Below are 16,488 nucleotides of genomic sequence, written 5' to 3'. Positions count from 1 at the left end.
ATGAGCGATACCGGCGTCACGCGCGCTTCCTCATCCAAAGAGGGGGGCATGGGCATCGTGCGCCTTCTGCTTGAAGGCCGCGCCTTCTTTGCCCTGATCGTGATCATCGCGGTCTTTTCCTTCCTGTCGCCGAACTACCTGACGGTGTCGAACTTCCTCATCATGGCCAGCCATGTGGCGATTTACGGCATTCTGGCCATCGGGATGCTTCTGGTGATCCTGAATGGCGGGATCGACCTGTCCGTCGGGTCCATCCTCGCGCTGGCGGGGGTGGTCGCGGGGGCGATGATGCAGGGGGTGGAAATTCAGGCGGCGGGCGTGATCCTTTATCCGCCGGTCTGGGCCGTCGTGATCCTGACCTGCGTCATGGGGGCGCTGGTCGGCGCGGTGAACGGGGTGCTTGTGGCCTGGTTCAAGGTGCCGGCCTTCGTTGCCACGCTGGGCGTCATGTATGTGGCGCGGGGCGTCGCGCTTTTGATGACCAACGGGCTGACCTACAACAACCTCTCGGGGCGGGCAGAGCTTGGCAATACCGGCTTTGACTGGCTGGGCTTCAACCGGCTTTTTGGTATTCCGATTTCGGTCCTGGTCCTGGCGGCCATCGCGATCCTGGCGGGCATCATGCTCAGCCGGTCGTCCTTCGGGCGCTGGCTTTATGCCTCGGGCGGGAACGAACGCGCGGCGGAACTGTCGGGCGTGCCGGTCAAGCGGGTGAAGATCACGGTTTACACGCTGTCGGGCATCCTGTCGGCCGTCGCGGGGCTTGTGCTTAGCTCGCAGCTCACCTCCGCCGGGCCGACGGCGGGGACGACCTATGAACTGACGGCGATTGCCGCCGTCGTGATCGGCGGCGCGGCATTGACCGGCGGGCGCGGCACGGTGCGCGGCACGATGCTGGGCGCCTTCGTGATCGGCTTTCTGTCGGATGGCCTCGTCATCATCGGGGTGTCGTCCTACTGGCAGACCGTCTTTACCGGCGCGGTGATCGTGCTGGCCGTCCTGATGAACTCCATCCAGTACGGGGGCCGCGCGCGCAAGGGCTGACCCCGACAGAGCTTCTCCGCCCGGTGCTGCAAAGGCTTTATCGCGCCGGGCGGAAAGATTGCCCCGAAAGGCAAGACAACCACCAACCCAAGGGAGAGATACCAATGATGAAGATGACACGCCGGGCGCTGATGGCCGCTGTGGCCACCATGCCCCTGATGGCCTACGCGGCCAATGCCGAGGGCCTTATGTCGATCATCGTGACCGATCCGGCGAACCCCTACTGGTTCACCGAGGGCGAGGTCGCCAAGAAGACCGCCGAGGACATGGGCTATACCGCCAATGTCGCGGCCCACAAGGGCGACACCAATGTCGAAAGCCAGTTGATCGACACCGCGATCACCAACAAGTCGGTGGCGATCATCCTTGACCCGGCCAATGCCGACGGTTCTGTCGGTGCGGTCAAGAAGGCCGTGGATGCCGGTATCCCGGTGTTCCTCGTCAATGCCGAGATCAACCAGGAAGGTCTGGCCAAGGCGCAGCTTGTGTCCAACAACGCCCAAGGTGCCGCGCTTGGTGCCGAGCAGTGGGTGGCCGATGTCGGCGAAGCCGGGAACTATGTCGAGCTGTTCGGCAACCCGGCCGACAACAACGCCGCGACCCGTTCGAACGGCTATGAAACGGTCATCACCCAGTACCCGGATCTGGTGAAGGTCGGCAAGGAAGTGGCGAACTGGGACCGCACCCAGGGCTACCAGAAGATGCAGTCGCTGCTTCAGGCCAACCCGGACATCATCGGCGTGATCTCGGGCAATGACGAGATGGCGCTGGGCGCGATCGCGGCGCTGAAAGAGGCCGGCAAGCTTGACCAGGTGAAGGTCGGCGGCTTTGACGGCTCGCCCGACGCGGTCGAGGCCGTGAAGGCCGGTGAGATGCAGTATACCGTGCTTCAGCCGGTCGCGGTCTTCTCCGCCGAGGCGGTCAAGCAGGCCGACAATTTCATCAAGACGGGTGAAACCGGCGCGGCCACGGAAAAGCAGCTTTTCGACTGCCTTCTCATCACGAAGGACAATGTCGATAACTACACCGCTGCCTTCACCCTGTCCGAATGATCCAGACAAACGGGCGCGCGCCACGGTGCGCGCCCGGCCTTTCGCGCCGGGGCAACCCCGGCCGTTTCGCGAAGATTTCCTTTCGCAATGGCCCGCATGATCGCTATCTGGGACAAGGAGACGCGACATGACCCAGAGCCCGCCAAAGACCGATCCCATGCCCGACGCCCTGTCGGGGACCGACCTGCCCAGCGACAGCCGTCAGGCCCGCCAGATCGCCCGCCGCCACCTGATCGCCGAGGCGGTGATGGCCGAGGGGACGATGCGGATCGAGGATCTGGTCGACCGCTTCGGCATCAGCCTGATGACCGCGCATCGCGATCTGGACGACCTTTCCAGCCGGGGGCTTTTGCGCAAGACGCGCGGTGTCGTTTCCGCCGCGCCGACCAGTCTGATCGAATCGAGCGAGGCCTATCGCGACGTCCGTCAGGCGCGTGAGAAATCCGCCATCGCCGCCGCCGCCATGCGCTATCTCGATCCGGGGCAGGCGGTGTTTTTCGACGATTCCACCACCGTTGCCCGCATGGTGCCGTATCTGGCGGCCAAGGTGCCGCTGACGGCGGCCACCTATTCGCTGACGCTGATGGCGGCGCTGAAGGACATCCGCGACCTGACGCTTCTGGGGATCGGGGGGCAGTATCACGCCTGGTGCAACGCCTTCCTCGGCCCCGTCACGGCGGCCGAAATCCGGCGGCTGCGCACCGACATCGCGTTCCTGTCGCCCTCGGCCATCGTGGACGGGATGATCTTTCATCAGTCGCCCGATACCGCCGAGGCCAAGCGCGCGATGGCCGATTGCGCGGCGCGGCGTATCCTTCTGGCGGATCATACGAAATTCGAACGCCGCGCGCTGCATGTGATGGGGCCGCTCGACGCCTTCGACACCGTGATCGTGGATGCCGCGACGCCCGCGCGCAGCATCGACGACATGCGCGCGCTGGGGGTTGAGGTGGTCGTGGCCGCGCCGGTTGGTATCGACTGAACCGGGGGAAAGATGGCGCTGCTTCTGGGGATCGACAACGGATCGACCGTCACCAAGGCGGTGCTGTTCGACGAGGCCGGGCGCGTGGTCGCGCTGGCCCGGCGGCGGGTGCCGACGTTGATGCCGCGCCCGCGCCATGTGGAACGCGATATGGGCGCGCTTTGGTCCGCGACGGCGGAGGCGGTGGCAGAGGTCATCGCGCAGTCGGGGCGCCCGGCGGGGGAGATTGCCGCCGTTGCCACGACCGCCCATGGGGACGGTTTGTACCTGCTCGACCGGCGGGCGCGGCCGCTTGGCCCCGGTATCCTGTCGCTTGACAGTCGTGCGGGCGATGTCGCGGCGGCGTGGGAGGCGGACGGGACCGCCCGTCGCGCGCTGGAGCGGACCGGGCAGATGCCCCATGCCTCTGCCCCCTCAGTGATCCTTGCCTGGATACGCGACAACGACCCCGACCGTTTCGCCCGGATCGGCCATGTCATTGCCTGCAAGGACTGGCTTCGCCTTTGCCTGACCGGCGGCATCGGCACCGACCTGACCGAGGCCAGCACCGCCTTTACCGATGTGCGGACGCAGGTCTACGCAGATGACATCTTGCCGATTTTCGGCCTTGGCGCGCTGGCCGATGCGCTGCCGCAGGTGGCGCTGCCCGATGAGGTCGTGGGCCATGTCACGCCTGACGCCGCGCGGCTGACCGGGCTTTTGCCCGGCACGCCGGTGGTGGCGGGGCTGCATGACGTGACCGCCTCGGCCCTCGGGATCGGGGGCTATGGGCGCGGCGTGGTCGCCATCGTTGCGGGGACCTATTCGATCAACGAAACCGTGTCTGACGCGCCTTCGGTCGACCGGCGCTGGTTCTGCCGCAACGGGCTGGCGCGGGGGGAGTGGAACAATATGTCGATCTCCCCCGCCTCGACCGCCAATTACGACTGGTTCCTCGATCAGCTTTGCGCGGCCGACCGCGCGCGCGCCGAGGCAGAGGGCGGGTCGATCCACGACATGCTGGAGCCGGAGTTGAGAGAGGCGCTGGCGCGACCCTCTTCGGTGTTGTTCCAGCCCTATCTCTACGGCTCCCCCCATGGCGCGACGGCCAGCGCGGGGTTTTTCGGCCTGCATGGCTGGCACGGGCGGGGCGACATGCTGCGCGCGGTGGTCGAGGGGATCGCCTTCAATCACCGTGTCCATGTCGATGCGCTGCGGGGTGGCTTCGCGCCGACAGAGGCGCGGCTGACCGGGGGCATATCGCGCAACCCGACCGTGGCGCAGGTCTTTGCCGATGCGCTGGGCCTGCCCGTCACCGTGACGGCGACCGAGGAGGCCGCCGCATGGGGGGCGGCGCTTTGTGCGGGATCGGGTGTGGGGATCTTTACCTCTCCACGTCACGATCCGCGTGACATGGCGGAGATTTCGATCCTCTACCGGCCCGATCCGGGGCGCAGCGCCGATCTGGCGCGGGCCTATGCGCTGCATTGCGATCTGGCGGCGGCGCTTGCGCCCTTCTGGCCCCGGATCGAGGCGCTGGCAGAGGGGGCAGGGCGGTAGCGCCATGGCTGACGGGACCGACGACATCGACGTGCTGATCCTTGGCGCCGGGATCAACGGAGCGGGGCTGTTTCGTGACCTTTGCGAACAGGGGCTGCGCTGCGTCCTTCTGGACAAGGACGATTTCGGATCGGGGACCTCTGCCGCGCCTTCGCGGCTGATCCATGGCGGGATCAAGTATCTGGAGACCGGCGAATTCCGCCTTGTCGCGCAATCGACGCTGGAACGGAACCTGCTGTTGCGCAACGCACCCCATCTGGTCACGCCTTTGCCGACGCTGATCCCGATCTTTTCCTGGCTGAAGGGCATTCCCGCCGCGATCCGCACGCTGTTCGGCGCCACGACCGCGCCGCGCAGCCGGGGGGCGGTGCTGATCAAGATCGGGCTTTGGCTTTACGACCTTTACGGCGCCCGCCACCGGGTGATGCCGCGCCACGCGCTTTGGTCGCGGGCCAAAGCCTTGCGGGAAATCCCGCCCCTGACGCCGCGCATCGTCGCCGCCGGGACCTATTACGACGCCAAGGTCGCCTGCCCTGAGAGGCTGGTGCTTGAGCTTGTGCTGGACGGGCTGGCCGCGAGCGGGGAAAGCCGCGCCTTCAACCATGTTGAGCTTCTGGGTGCCGGGTCCCGGGTGCGGTTCCGCACCTGCGAGGGTGAGGAACACGCCCTGCGCCCCCGGATCGTCGTCAATGCGGCGGGGCCGTGGATCGACCGGGTGAATGCCACGCTTGGCCTGACGACAAAGCTGATCGGCGGCACCAAGGGATCGCACATCCTTCTGGACCACCCCGGCCTGATCCGCGCGCTGAAAGGCCGGATGATCTATTTCGAGGCCGATGACGGGCGCATCTGCCTTGTCTACGACTATCTCGGCCGGGCGCTGGTCGGGTCCACCGACATCCGCGATGACGATCCCGATACCGTGCGCTGTGAGGAGGAGGAGATCGCCTATTTCCTCGACAGCCTGCGCAGCCTTCTGCCGGGGATCGCGGTCAGCCGCGACCAGATCGTCTATACCTATTCCGGCATCCGCCCCTTGCCGGCCTCCGACGCCTCGACCCCCGGCCTTATCAGCCGCGACCATTCGGCGCCGGTGATCGAGGCGTCGGATACGCGGCCCTGGCCGGTGATCTCTCTCGTCGGCGGCAAGTGGACGACCTTCCGGGGTTTCGCCGAAGAGGTGGCCGATACCCTGCTGGCGCGGCTGGGCCATGACCGCCGGGTCAGCACGCGGGACCTGCCGATCGGCGGCGGGCGCGACTTTCCGGCCGATGCCGGGGCCTGGGCCGCGCGGATGGCACAGGAAACGGGCGCGGCGCAGGGCAGGGCGCAAACGCTTCTGGCGCGTTATGGGACGCGGGCCGGGGCCGTGCTGCGCCATGAGGGGGCCGCGCCGGTGCCGCTTCCCGTCGCGGGGGACTATTCAGAGCAGGAGGTTGACTGGCTCTTGCAGAACGAACGGGTCGTCCACCTTGCCGACCTGATCCTGCGGCGGACGGACCTTGCCGTCACCGGGCGGCTGACGATTGCCGATCTGGAGCGGATGGCAGACCTTGCGGCGTTCACGCTGAACTGGGACGCCAGGCGGCGCAGGGCCGAGCTGCGCAGCACCCGCGCGGTTCTGGAAAACCGGCACGGGATGGTCTTGCGCTGAGGTGCAAAGAAAAAGGGCCGGTGCGAGACCGGCCCTTTCCCGTCATTTCCGTCCGGTCACTCCCGGTTGCCGAAGAGTTGCAGCAGGAACATGAACATGTTGATGAAGTCGAGGTAGAGGTTCAGCGCCCCCATGATCGCAGCCTTGCCAAGCCACTCCGTATCGCCGTGCTGGGCATGGGCGATATAGGTGTTCTTGATGTTTTGCGTGTCATAGGCCGTCAGGCCCGCGAAAATCAGCACACCGATGGCCGAGATCGCGAACATCACCGCCGCAGAGGCGAGGAAGATGTTGATGATCGAGGCGACGATCAGGCCGATCACACCCATGATAAGGAACGACCCCCAGCCCGAGATGTCGCGCTTCGTGGTGTAGCCCCAAAGCGAGAGGCCCGCGAAGGCGATCGCGGTCACGAGGAAGGTCTGGATGATCGACATGCCGGTGAAGACCATGAAGATCCAGCTGATCGACAGGCCCATCGCGGCGGCGAAGACATAGAAGAACAACTGCGCGCCCGCCGCCGACAGGCGGTTGATCATGGCGCCGAAGGCGAAGACCATCACCAGCGGCAGGAACATGATGACCCATTTCAGGGGCGAGGCGTAAAGCGAATAGCCCAGGTTGGTCAGATAGGTATCGGCACCGATCTGATAGGCGGTCGGTTCATGGCTGATCGCAAGGCCCGAAATCGCCCAGGCGGCCCCGGCCGTGATCAGCATCGCCACGGACATCAGCCCGTAGACCTTGTTCATATGGGCGCGAAGCCCTTCGTCGATCGCAAGCCCGCGGGTGCCTACCCGGCCGGCGTGGATCGTTTCATAGTCAGCCATCAAAGCCTCCAGCTGCGTCGCATGCGGATCGGTTAAGGTCCGCCCGCTTCCTGACGGAAAATATCGGGAAGCGTGGGCGGGATTTCAAGCTTTTCCGGCCGATTTTCCACGTTTTAGCGCCGCCAGTGGCCGGGGACGTCCCAGAACGGGCGCTCTACCTCCTCCCGCGCTTCGGATTCGGTCAGGCCGATGTCGCGCAGAAGATAGGGGTCGAGGTCGCCAAGGCGCCTGCGGTGGCGGCGGATGGCCACCATGTCGCGCAGGCGCTGGAACAGCGACCGGCGGCGCGGATGGGGCCGATGACGGGATGAGGCGAGGTCCATGATCTTTCCTTTCCGTGATGATGTTTCGCGTCCTTATCAACATGCTTGATTTATACGCCGAGGCGGTTCATCATCGGAAATGAAGATATATCCGCATAATCATCACAGAATGTGAACGATGGCCCGCAATCTCGACCTCACCGCGCTGCGCGCGCTTGTCACCGTCTCGGAAGTGGGGGGCGTCACCCGCGCCGCCGGGCTTCTCAACCTCACCCAGTCGGCGGTCTCGATGCAGATCAAGCGGCTGGAGGAAAGCCTTGGCACGGCGCTTTTCAACCGTGTGCAACGCAAGCTGTCGCTGACGCCCGAGGGGGAGTTGCTGTCCCAATACGCCCGCCGCATGATCGACCTGAACGATGAGGCGTTGCTGCGCCTGACCGATACCGCGTTCGAGGGCGAGATCCGCATCGGCGTGCCGCATGACATCGTCTACCCGCAACTGCCGCAGATCCTGAAGGCGATGGCGCTGGAATATCCGCGGGTGCGGATCAACCTCGACAGTTGTTTTACCTCGAAGCTGAAGCAGGGCTTCGGGCGCGGGGAATACGACCTGATCATGACGACCGAGATGCGCCCGGATGAGGGGGCGGAGCGGCTGTCCACACGGCGGCTGGTCTGGGTCGGCGCGCCGGACGGGATCGCCTGGCAGCAACGCCCGGTGCGGCTTGCCTTCGTCGAGACCTGTTTCTTCCGCCCGATCGCGCAGGATGCGCTGACCGAGGCAGGCATCCGCTGGGACCTTGCCGTCGGTGGCGGGTCGGAGCAGGTGGCAGAGGCGACGGTGGCCGCCGACCTGTCGATCACCGCGCGGATGGAAGGCGCGGTCGGCGGGCTTGAGGTGATCGAGGCGGGCAATGCGCTGCCCGATCTGGGGACGCTTTCGATCTGCCTTTACAATGCCGGGCGCCAGAACGGGCCGGTGATCGACAGCCTTCTGGCGCAACTGCGCTGCGCCTATGGCGATGCCTGCGCGGCCCAACGCGCAGCAGGCGCCGGGCGCGGGTCAGATCGTGACGACGACCTTGCCGGTCGACTTGCGGCTGCGGAGTAGTTCAAGCGCCTCGCCCGCGCGTTCCAGCGGCAGGCGGTGGGAGATATGGGGGTGCAGCGCGCCCTCGGCATACCAGCCCATCAGCGTGGCAAGGCTGCCGGTCAGGACCTTTGGCCGGAAGGACAGGTAGCCGCCCCAGTAAAGGCCGATCACGGTGATGTTCTTGACCAGAAGGTGATTGGCGGGGATCTGCTGGACGGTGCCGCCCGCGAAGCCGACCACGATCATGCGCCCTTCGGGGTTGGTGGCGCGCAGCGCGGCATCGAATTGCGCGCCGCCGACCGGGTCATAGACCACATCGGCGCCGCCAAGCGCCCTGACCTCGGCCTTCAGGTCGGCGGTTTCGCTGTCGAGCAGGTGGTCGGCGCCCGCCGCCCCGGCGATCTTCAGCTTGTCGGCCCCGCGCGCGCAGGCGATCACCCGCGCACCCATTTTCCTGCCGATCTCCACCGCCGTCAGCCCGACACCCCCGGCAGCGCCGAGGACCAGAAGCGTTTCCCCCGGCTGCAAACGCGCCCGGTGGTCCAGCGCGACATGGCTGGTTCCATAGGCGATCTGGAAGGCGGCTGCGGCGTCAAAGGGCATGGCGTCGGGGATCGGCAGGCAGCGGTCGGCGGCAAAGCAGCCATGCTCTGCCAGCCCGCCGCCGTTGGAATAGACCGCGACGCGGGTGCCGATGGCCGGGCCGGTGGTGCCGGGGCCAAGCGCCTCGACCGTGCCGGAAAGCTCCATCCCCAGCGTGACGGGCGGTTCGGGCCGTTCCTGATATTTCCCTTCGATCATAAGGAGATCGGCGAAGTTCAGCGCGCAGGCCGCGATCTTCACCCGGACCTCGCCCGGCTTTGGTTCAGGCACGGGCGCGTCGCCTAGCGCCGGGGTCGCGCCATAAGAGGTGATCGCAAAGCGTCGCATTGGGGCTCTCCATCCGTTCGAAGTGACGCTAAACCGGCGGCGGGACGGATTCCAGCCCTGCAACTTCGCCCATTGATTGCATTTTGCGACGGGCGCTCGCCAAATTGCGTTGCATTTTGCAAATCAAAACGCAACGCTCATCCGAGGCGAGTGAAGGGACATGTCTTTTCGTATAGGTGGATTGTTTCGAACTTGCGATGCAATTCCGCGATCAGCCTCGGGTTGTGATTCGGATCAATTTTTTGGCGATTTCCTGTGGATAGATTGCAGGATTTTCTAACTTGGCACGCCGCTTGCTTGAAAACGGGTGACGAGTGTAAGGAGTATATTATGAAACACCCCGTTGACGTCCATGTCGGTAAGCGCGTGCGCCATCGCCGCTGGATGGTGGGCATGACCCAGCAGCAGTTGGCCGACAAGGTCGGAATCAAATTTCAGCAGATCCAGAAATACGAAACCGGCATGAACCGGATTTCGGCCTCCCGTCTTTGGGACATTTCCGAAGCCATGAGCGTGCCGATCAGCTTCTTTTTCGAAGGGCTCGACTCGCGCAATCCGGTGACCGAAGAGGTTGACGGCGACATCCTCGCCGACAAGGAAGCGCTGATGCTCGTGCGGTCCTATTACGCGATCCCCGAGGCACAGCGGCGTCGTCTCTTCGATCTGGCGAAGGTCCTGTCGGACGCGGCCTGATGGCCATTGACCGGCCGGAGGCGGGGCGGTACCGCTAACCCGAATTTCGAGGGGGAAGCGCATGACCGTCCTGACCGACGCCGAGCGTGCCGAGCTGATCGGTACGGCACATGAACTGGCAGACGCGGCGCGCGTGGAGACGCTTCGGCATTTCCGCGCCGCCGGGCTGTCGGCCGATAACAAGGAAACCGAGCGGTTCGATCCGGTGACGGTCGCCGACCGCGCCTCGGAAGAGGCGATGCGCGCGATCCTTGCGCGGCGCAGGCCGGATGACGCGATCTTTGGCGAGGAGTTCGGGGCCAAATCCGGCACCAGCGGGTTGACCTGGGTGCTTGACCCCATCGACGGGACGCGCGGTTACCTCTCTGGCACGCCGACCTGGGGGGTGCTGATTTCCGTCGCCGACGCGGTCGGGCCGGTCTTTGGCATCATCGACCAACCCTATATCGGCGAACGATTTTCCGGCGGCTTCGGGGTGGCGGAGGTCTCCGGGCCGACCGGCACCACCCGCCTGCAAAGCCGCCCCGCGCGGGCCTTGTCCGAGGCGATCCTGTTCACCACCTTCCCCGAGGTCGGCACGGCTGAGGAAGGCGCGGCCTTCCGCCGGGTGTCGCGGGCCGCGCGGCTGACGCGCTACGGGATGGACTGCTATGCCTATGCCCTGATCGCGGCGGGGCAGATCGACGTGGTGATCGAATCCGGGCTGCAATCCTATGACATTCAGGCCCCCATCGCGGTGATCGAAGCGGCGGGCGGGATCGTGACCGACTGGCAGGGCAACCCGGCGCCGCAGGGGGGGCAGATTCTTGCCGCCGCGAACCGCGCGATCCATGCCGAGGCGATGGCGCTTCTGAACGGCTGACGGGGCGTCATTGCCCCGAAGGCCGGGGTTTCGTACCCTGCGCCCGCCGCCGAGTCCTTCCCCCTTCTGTCGGCGGCCGTCCCGTTGGACCGAAGGGGCAGGGAACGGGACATGCGGGAAATCCTTATCAGGGGTGCCGAGGCGGTCGTCACCATGAATGGCCGCCGGGCGGAGATTGCCGGGGGCGATGTGCTGATCCGGGGCAGCGTGATTGCCGCCGTGGGGCAGGGTCTGACCACGGGCGGCGAGGTCGTGTCGGCCAGGGGCTGCGTCGTCACGCCCGGCCTGGTGAACACGCATCACCACCTTTACCAGACCCTGACCCGCGCGGTTCCGGGCGGGCAGGACGCGCTTCTGTTCGGCTGGCTGAAGACACTTTACCCGATCTGGTCGCGCTTCGGGCCGGAGGAGATGCGGGTGTCGGCACTGGTGGGGCTGGCCGAACTGGCGCTGTCGGGATGTACGCTAAGTTCCGATCACCTCTATCTTTTTCCGAACGGCGCCCGGCTGGAGGACACGATCGACGCCGCCCGCGAGATCGGGTTGCGCTTCCATCCGACACGGGGCGCTATGTCGATCGGGGAAAGCGATGGCGGCCTGCCGCCTGACGGGCTGGTGGAACGGGAGGGCGCGATCCTGGACGATATGGCGCGCGTGGTCGATGCGTTTCACGACCCCAGCGAAGGCGCGATGGTCCGCGTGGGTCTTGCGCCCTGTTCGCCGTTTTCCGTCAGCCGTGAGTTGATGCGCGAGGCGGCGGTGCTGGCGCGGGACAAGGGCGTGATGCTGCACACCCATCTGGCCGAGAATGACGAAGATATCGCTTACAGCCTGGAAAAATTCGGCTGCCGTCCGGGGCAATATGCCGAAGATCTGGGCTGGACCGGCGACGATGTCTGGCATGCGCATTGCGTGAAACTGGATAGTTCGGAAATTGATCTTTTCGCCCGCTCCGGCACCGGGGTTGCCCATTGTCCCTGTTCGAATTGTCGCCTTGGCTCTGGCATCGCGCCGGTGCGGGCGATGCGGGATGCGGGGGTGAAGGTGGCGCTGGGCGTCGATGGATCGGCCTCGAACGATGCCGGGAACCTTGTCGCGGAAGCGCGGCAAATGATGCTTTTACAACGGGTTAGTCTGGGTGCCGATGCGATGGGCGCGCGTGAGGCGCTTGAGATCGCGACGCTCGGCGGGGCGCAGGTGCTGGGGCGGCCCGATTGCGGATCGCTTGAGCCGGGCAAGCGCGCCGATATTGCCGTCTGGGACCTGTCGGGGATCGAGGCGGCGGGCGCCTGGGACCCGGTCGCTGCCCTTGTTTTCTGCGGTCCGACGCGGGTGCGCGACCTTTTCGTCGAGGGGCGGCAGGTGGTGCGGGACGGACAACTGACCACCATCGACCTGCCGCGCGTGATCGAGGATCAGACCCGGCTGGCGCACCGTCTGATGGGCTGAAACCGGCGTAGGGTTCGCGTCGCTACAGCGTGGGGTTTTTGTAAGGTCCGCGTCCCGACAGCGTCACCTCGCGCCCGCCCGCCCAGACGGCGCGGATCGCGCGGTCGTCGCCCATCATGATGGTCGGGAAGATCGCCTCCCATATGTCCCCGGCGCGGTTCGCGCGCTGGGCGATGGCGGGGGTGGAGGCGAGGTCGATGACGGCGATGTCCGCCTCCATGCCCGCCGCAAGATTGCCGATCCGGTGATCGGCCAGAAGGCTGCGGGCGGAGCCTGCGGTCGCCAGCCACCAAAGCTCTGCCGGATGCAGGGCGCGGTGGCGCAGTTGCGCGACCTCATAGGCCGCGGCCATGGTGCGCAGCATGGAAAAGGACGACCCGCCGCCGGTATCGGTGGCAAGGCCAACCCGATGCCCCGCCCGCGTCAGCCCGTCCATGTCGAACAGGCCCGAGCCGATGAAGGTGTTGGAGGTCGGGCAATGGATCAGGCTGGCGTCCACCTCGCGCAGACGATCGACCTCACGCGGTTCCAGATGGATCGCGTGGCCGTAAAGCCCGCCATGACCCAGAAGGCCGTGGCTTTCATAGGTATCAAGGTAATCGCGCGCCGTGGGGTAGAGCGATTTGACCCAGGCGATTTCGTCCGTCTGTTCGGACAGATGCGTCTGCATCAGGCAGTCGGGATGTTCGGCCCAGAGCGCGCCAAGCGCCTGAAGCTGTTCCGGCGTCGAGGTGGGGGAGAAGCGCGGCGTGATGACGTAGGACAGGCGGTCCTGCCCGTGCCAGCGCTCCAGCAGGCGCTTGCTGTCGTCATAGGCCGATTGCGCGCTGTCGCGCAGGCCACCCGGCGCGGTGTCGCGGTCCATGCAGGTCTTGCCCGCGAAGGCGCAGAGGCCCCGGCGCTGCGCCTCGGTGAAATAGGCATCGACGCTTTCGGGATGGATCGTGCCGTAGGAACAGACCGTCGTCGTGCCGTTCGCCAGCGTCAGGTCGAAATAACGCGTGGCAATGTCGGCGGCATAGGCGGGATCGGAAAAGCGCATCTCCTCGGGGAAGGTGTAGCTGTTCAGCCAGTCGATCAGCCGCTTGCCCCAACTCGCGATGATCGCGGTCTGGGGGTAATGGGCATGGGCATCAACGAAGCCTGCGGAGATGAGCGCGCGGCCATAGTCGGTCACGCGGGCCTGCGGGTGGCGCTGGCGCAGCGTGTCGCCATCGCCCATGTCGGCGATCCGGCCGTCGCGGATCAGAATCGCGCCGGTCCGGTCATGGCGCGCCACGCCGGGGCCGTCGGTCATCGGATTGCCGTCGAAGGCCAGCGTCTGGCCCAGAAGAAGGTCCGCCATCGCGTTTCCCCAAAGTCATCTCAGCGTCATAGTGTAAGGCCATGTTCCGCGCGGGCAATCGGACCTTTGCCTCTGTTTCTTTGAAACTCTTTCCGATACTGTCCGGGCAAGCGAGATGGGGGCGGCATGAGCGAATACGAGGAAGACATCGAGGACCGGGACGAGGACGAATACAGCCTTGATCCGCGTGTCGTCGAGGCCATTCTCGATGCCGTTGAGGACGGCAATGCCGAGGCCGTCGATGCGCTGATGGAGCCGCTGCACGCGGCCGACATCGCCGACCTTCTGGAACAGATCGGATCGGGGCCGCGGGCGGCGCTGGTGCAGCTTTGGTCCAAGGGGATCGACGGGGAGATCCTGTCGGAACTCGACGAGGGTATCCGCGAGGAGATCATCGAGGCGCTGCCGCATGACGTCCTGACCGACGCGGTGCGCGAGCTTGATTCGGACGATGTCGTCGACCTGATCGAAGACCTCGAAGAGCCGGTGCAGGAACGTATCCTCGACGCGCTTGAGGACAGTGACCGGGCCGCCGTCGAACAGTCGCTGACCTACCCGGAATATTCCGCCGGCCGTCTGATGCAGCGCGAGGTGGTGACCGCGCCTGAACACTGGACGGTGGGCGAGACGATCGACTACCTGCGCGGTGCCGAGGAACTGCCGGACCAGTTCTACCACGTCATCCTGATCGACCCGCGCTGGCATCCGACTGGTTATGTGACGCTGGGCAAGCTTTTGTCGGCCAAGCGGGCGGTGGCGCTTAAGGATCTGGCCGAGGACAGTTTCCGCACCATCGACGTGATGGAAGAGGAAGGCGACGTCGCCTATGCCTTCAACCAGTACCACCTGATTTCCGCCCCCGTGGTGGATGAGGATGAACGTCTGGTCGGTGTCATCACCATCGACGACGCCATGGCGGTTCTGGATGAAGAACACGAAGAGGACATCCTGCGCCTCGCCGGTGTCGGTGAAGGCTCTCTCTCCGACAGCGTGGTGGAGACGACGAAGCAGCGGCTGCCCTGGCTGGCGGTGAACCTTGTGACGGCGATCCTTGCCTCGGTCGTGATCGCGCAATTCGAAGGCGTGATCGCGCAGGTGGTGGCGCTGGCGGTCCTGATGCCGATCGTGGCGTCGATGGGCGGCAATGCGGGGACCCAGGCGCTGACCGTGGCGGTGCGGTCGATCGCGACGCGCGACCTGACCGGCGCGAACGTCTGGCGGGTTGTCCGGCGCGAGGTGATGGTGGGCCTCGTCAACGGGCTGGTCTTTGCCGCCGTGATGGGGGCGGTCGGCTGGTTCTGGTTCGATTCCGGCCTGATCGGCGGGGTGCTGGCGGCCGCGATGGTGATCAATCTGGTCGTTGCCGGACTGGCCGGGATCATCGTTCCGGTGACGCTGGAACGGGTCGGCGTGGACCCCGCGCTTGCCTCTGGCGCCTTCGTGACGACGGTGACGGATGTGGTCGGGTTCTTTGCCTTCCTCGGGCTGGCGGCGATGGTGTTGTTGTGACGTCTGGCGGGATCAAGGCAGAGGCGCGGGCGGCGGCCTATGCGCGGCGCAAGGCGGCCTTCGCGGGGCGCGGGCCGGGCGATACGGACCTGCTGCGCGAGGTTCTGGCGGGCCATGCGGGCAAGGTTCTGGCGGGCTATATGCCGATGCGGACGGAGATCGACCCTTTGCCGGCGATGGCAGCGCATGGCGGCGTTGTGGGGGTGCCCGTCATTCCGGGTGAGGCGCAGCCGCTGGTCTTTCACCGCTGGCGCCCCGGCGCGCCCATGGTCGCGGGTGCCTTCGGCGCGCTGATCCCCGAGGTCGCGGAAGAGGTGGTGCCAGAGGTCCTGATCGTGCCGCTTCTGGCCTTCGACCGGGCGGGCTTTCGCCTTGGCTATGGCGGCGGCTTCTATGACCGGACGCTGGAAGGCTTACGTGCGCGCGGGCCTGTCACGGCCATCGGCTTTGCCTTCGCCGCGCAGGAGGCTGACCGCGTCCCGACCGAACCGACGGACCAGAAGCTGGACCTGATCGTGACGGAACGCGGCGTGATCCGGCTTTAGGCGCGGGTCTTGCGGCGGCGCATCCCGGCAAGGCCAAGCGCTGCCGCGCCAAGGAGCAGGCCCGAGGCGGGCAGCGGCACCGGCGAAGGTGCGATACCGCCGAAGGTCACGCTGTCAAGGTCGAGGTGACCGCAGGGCGCGTCGCAGAAGGCTTCGGTATTCGGATAGAGGATCTCGATCGAAAAGGCGTCAAGCCCGGCGAAGGCTGCGCCAAGGACGATGTCCTGCACGGTGCCGAAAACCGGCGACATGGTGATATGTTCCTGCACCACCTTCTGCCCGTTCAGGAAGCCCTGAATGAAGATGTTGCCCATCACGTTCGGCGCCGTGTCGAGGAAGTTGAAGCCGAGCGAGGTGAAGGAAAAGCCCAGCACGTCGAAGACAGAGCCGGTGGTGAACATCACGCCCGATGTGGCATCGGTGCCGGAATCGTCCAGATGGACGGTGCCGGGGGTGAAGTAGCTTGCCATCACGCCGCCCGCGGAGGTGGCGGTCGCGGTGATGCCGTTTTCTACATAGGGGCTGCCGGTGCCGCCGCCGGACATGACCGTACCGTAATCGGGCAGGGTGTCGAAGGTCATCGTGGTGGCCGAAGCCGCGCCAGCCAGGCCAACGCAGAAAACCGAGGCGGCGGCGAGATTGGAAAGACGGCCCATCGGGACCTCCACTGAACTGTTCATCACGTTGCAACGAGTCGC

16 protein-coding genes are annotated in these 16,488 nt (G+C 65.9%); 11 read left to right on the top strand and 5 right to left on the bottom strand.

Going from position 1 to position 16,488, the window contains the following annotated elements:
• The 5 genes from LX70_RS05105 to LX70_RS05085 all read left to right on the top strand — a co-directional run bounded on the left by LX70_RS05105 (nt 1) and on the right by LX70_RS05085 (nt 6,271).
• Nucleotides 1-1,044 carry an ABC transporter permease gene (locus LX70_RS05105; RefSeq protein WP_105513397.1) on the top strand — a complete coding sequence of 348 codons (1,044 nt, stop codon included), beginning with the start codon at nt 1-3 and terminating at the stop codon, nt 1,042-1,044.
• Between the two features lie 104 nt (nt 1,045-1,148).
• The gene (locus LX70_RS05100; RefSeq protein ID WP_105513396.1) at nt 1,149-2,096 is read left to right on the top strand and encodes a D-ribose ABC transporter substrate-binding protein; all 948 of its coding nucleotides are present in this window, start codon (nt 1,149-1,151) and stop codon (nt 2,094-2,096) included.
• Between the two features lie 127 nt (nt 2,097-2,223).
• Nucleotides 2,224-3,078: a DeoR/GlpR family DNA-binding transcription regulator gene (locus LX70_RS05095; RefSeq protein WP_211301660.1), complete on the top strand. Its 855-nt coding sequence runs from the start codon at nt 2,224-2,226 to the stop codon at nt 3,076-3,078.
• A 12-nt stretch (nt 3,079-3,090) separates the two neighbouring features.
• The gene (locus LX70_RS05090) at nt 3,091-4,617 is read left to right on the top strand and encodes an FGGY-family carbohydrate kinase (protein WP_105513394.1); all 1,527 of its coding nucleotides are present in this window, start codon (nt 3,091-3,093) and stop codon (nt 4,615-4,617) included.
• A 4-nt stretch (nt 4,618-4,621) separates the two neighbouring features.
• Entirely contained in the window at nt 4,622-6,271 is a 1,650-nt protein-coding gene (locus LX70_RS05085; RefSeq protein ID WP_105513393.1) for a glycerol-3-phosphate dehydrogenase/oxidase, read from the top strand.
• 56 nt (nt 6,272-6,327) lie between these two features.
• Here the strand turns inward: LX70_RS05085 and LX70_RS05080 are convergent, their stop codons facing one another.
• Both LX70_RS05080 and LX70_RS05075 read right to left on the bottom strand, forming a co-directional pair.
• Nucleotides 6,328-7,101: a Bax inhibitor-1/YccA family protein gene (locus tag LX70_RS05080; RefSeq protein WP_105513392.1), complete on the bottom strand. Its 774-nt coding sequence runs from the start codon at nt 7,099-7,101 to the stop codon at nt 6,328-6,330.
• 113 nt (nt 7,102-7,214) lie between these two features.
• Entirely contained in the window at nt 7,215-7,424 is a 210-nt protein-coding gene (locus LX70_RS05075; RefSeq protein ID WP_105513391.1) for a DUF1127 domain-containing protein, read from the bottom strand.
• Between the two features lie 118 nt (nt 7,425-7,542).
• On the opposite strand from LX70_RS05075, the gene LX70_RS05070 reads away from it, so the two are divergent.
• Complete coding sequence (locus LX70_RS05070; protein ID WP_105513390.1) at nt 7,543-8,475, top strand: LysR family transcriptional regulator; 933 nt, start codon at nt 7,543-7,545, stop codon at nt 8,473-8,475.
• Here the strand turns inward: LX70_RS05070 and LX70_RS05065 are convergent.
• Entirely contained in the window at nt 8,428-9,387 is a 960-nt protein-coding gene (locus tag LX70_RS05065) for an NADPH:quinone oxidoreductase family protein (protein WP_105513389.1), read from the bottom strand. The genes LX70_RS05070 and LX70_RS05065 overlap by 48 nt on opposite strands.
• 330 nt (nt 9,388-9,717) lie before the next feature.
• On the opposite strand from LX70_RS05065, the gene LX70_RS05060 reads away from it, so the two are divergent.
• The 3 genes from LX70_RS05060 (at nt 9,718) to LX70_RS05050 (ending at nt 12,391) form a co-directional block, all read left to right on the top strand.
• Nucleotides 9,718-10,080 carry a helix-turn-helix domain-containing protein gene (locus tag LX70_RS05060; RefSeq protein WP_105513388.1) on the top strand — a complete coding sequence of 121 codons (363 nt, stop codon included), beginning with the start codon at nt 9,718-9,720 and terminating at the stop codon, nt 10,078-10,080.
• 61 nt (nt 10,081-10,141) lie between these two features.
• A complete protein-coding gene (hisN, locus tag LX70_RS05055) occupies nt 10,142-10,942 on the top strand; it encodes a histidinol-phosphatase (RefSeq protein ID WP_105513387.1) in 801 nt (266 codons plus the stop codon).
• A gap of 111 nt (nt 10,943-11,053) precedes the next feature.
• Entirely contained in the window at nt 11,054-12,391 is a 1,338-nt protein-coding gene (locus tag LX70_RS05050) for an 8-oxoguanine deaminase (RefSeq protein ID WP_105513386.1), read from the top strand.
• 22 nt (nt 12,392-12,413) lie between these two features.
• Here LX70_RS05050 and guaD read toward each other — a convergent pair whose 3' ends face one another.
• Nucleotides 12,414-13,736 (bottom strand): guanine deaminase, encoded by a 1,323-nt coding sequence (gene guaD / locus LX70_RS05045; protein WP_105513385.1) that lies wholly within the window; start codon nt 13,734-13,736, stop codon nt 12,414-12,416.
• Between the two features lie 126 nt (nt 13,737-13,862).
• Between guaD and mgtE the strand changes: the two genes are divergently transcribed.
• Entirely contained in the window at nt 13,863-15,245 is a 1,383-nt protein-coding gene (gene mgtE, locus LX70_RS05040) for a magnesium transporter (protein WP_105513384.1), read from the top strand.
• Nucleotides 15,242-15,790: a 5-formyltetrahydrofolate cyclo-ligase gene (locus LX70_RS05035; RefSeq protein WP_105513383.1), complete on the top strand. Its 549-nt coding sequence runs from the start codon at nt 15,242-15,244 to the stop codon at nt 15,788-15,790. The genes mgtE and LX70_RS05035 overlap by 4 nt, the downstream gene beginning before the upstream one ends.
• Here the strand turns inward: LX70_RS05035 and LX70_RS05030 are convergent.
• Nucleotides 15,787-16,446, bottom strand: a complete 660-nt coding sequence (locus LX70_RS05030) for a VPLPA-CTERM sorting domain-containing protein (protein ID WP_170076119.1) — start codon at nt 16,444-16,446, stop codon at nt 15,787-15,789. The two genes, LX70_RS05035 and LX70_RS05030, sit on opposite strands and share 4 nt — an antisense overlap.
• Nucleotides 16,447-16,488 lie beyond the last annotated feature (42 nt).

Source organism: Albidovulum denitrificans (assembly GCF_002973535.1).
In the GTDB taxonomy this organism is placed as follows: Bacteria; Pseudomonadota; Alphaproteobacteria; order Rhodobacterales; family Rhodobacteraceae; genus Albidovulum; species Albidovulum denitrificans.
The sequence above is the reverse complement of the archived record's forward strand: the minus strand, read 5'-3'. Positions and strand labels throughout refer to the sequence as shown.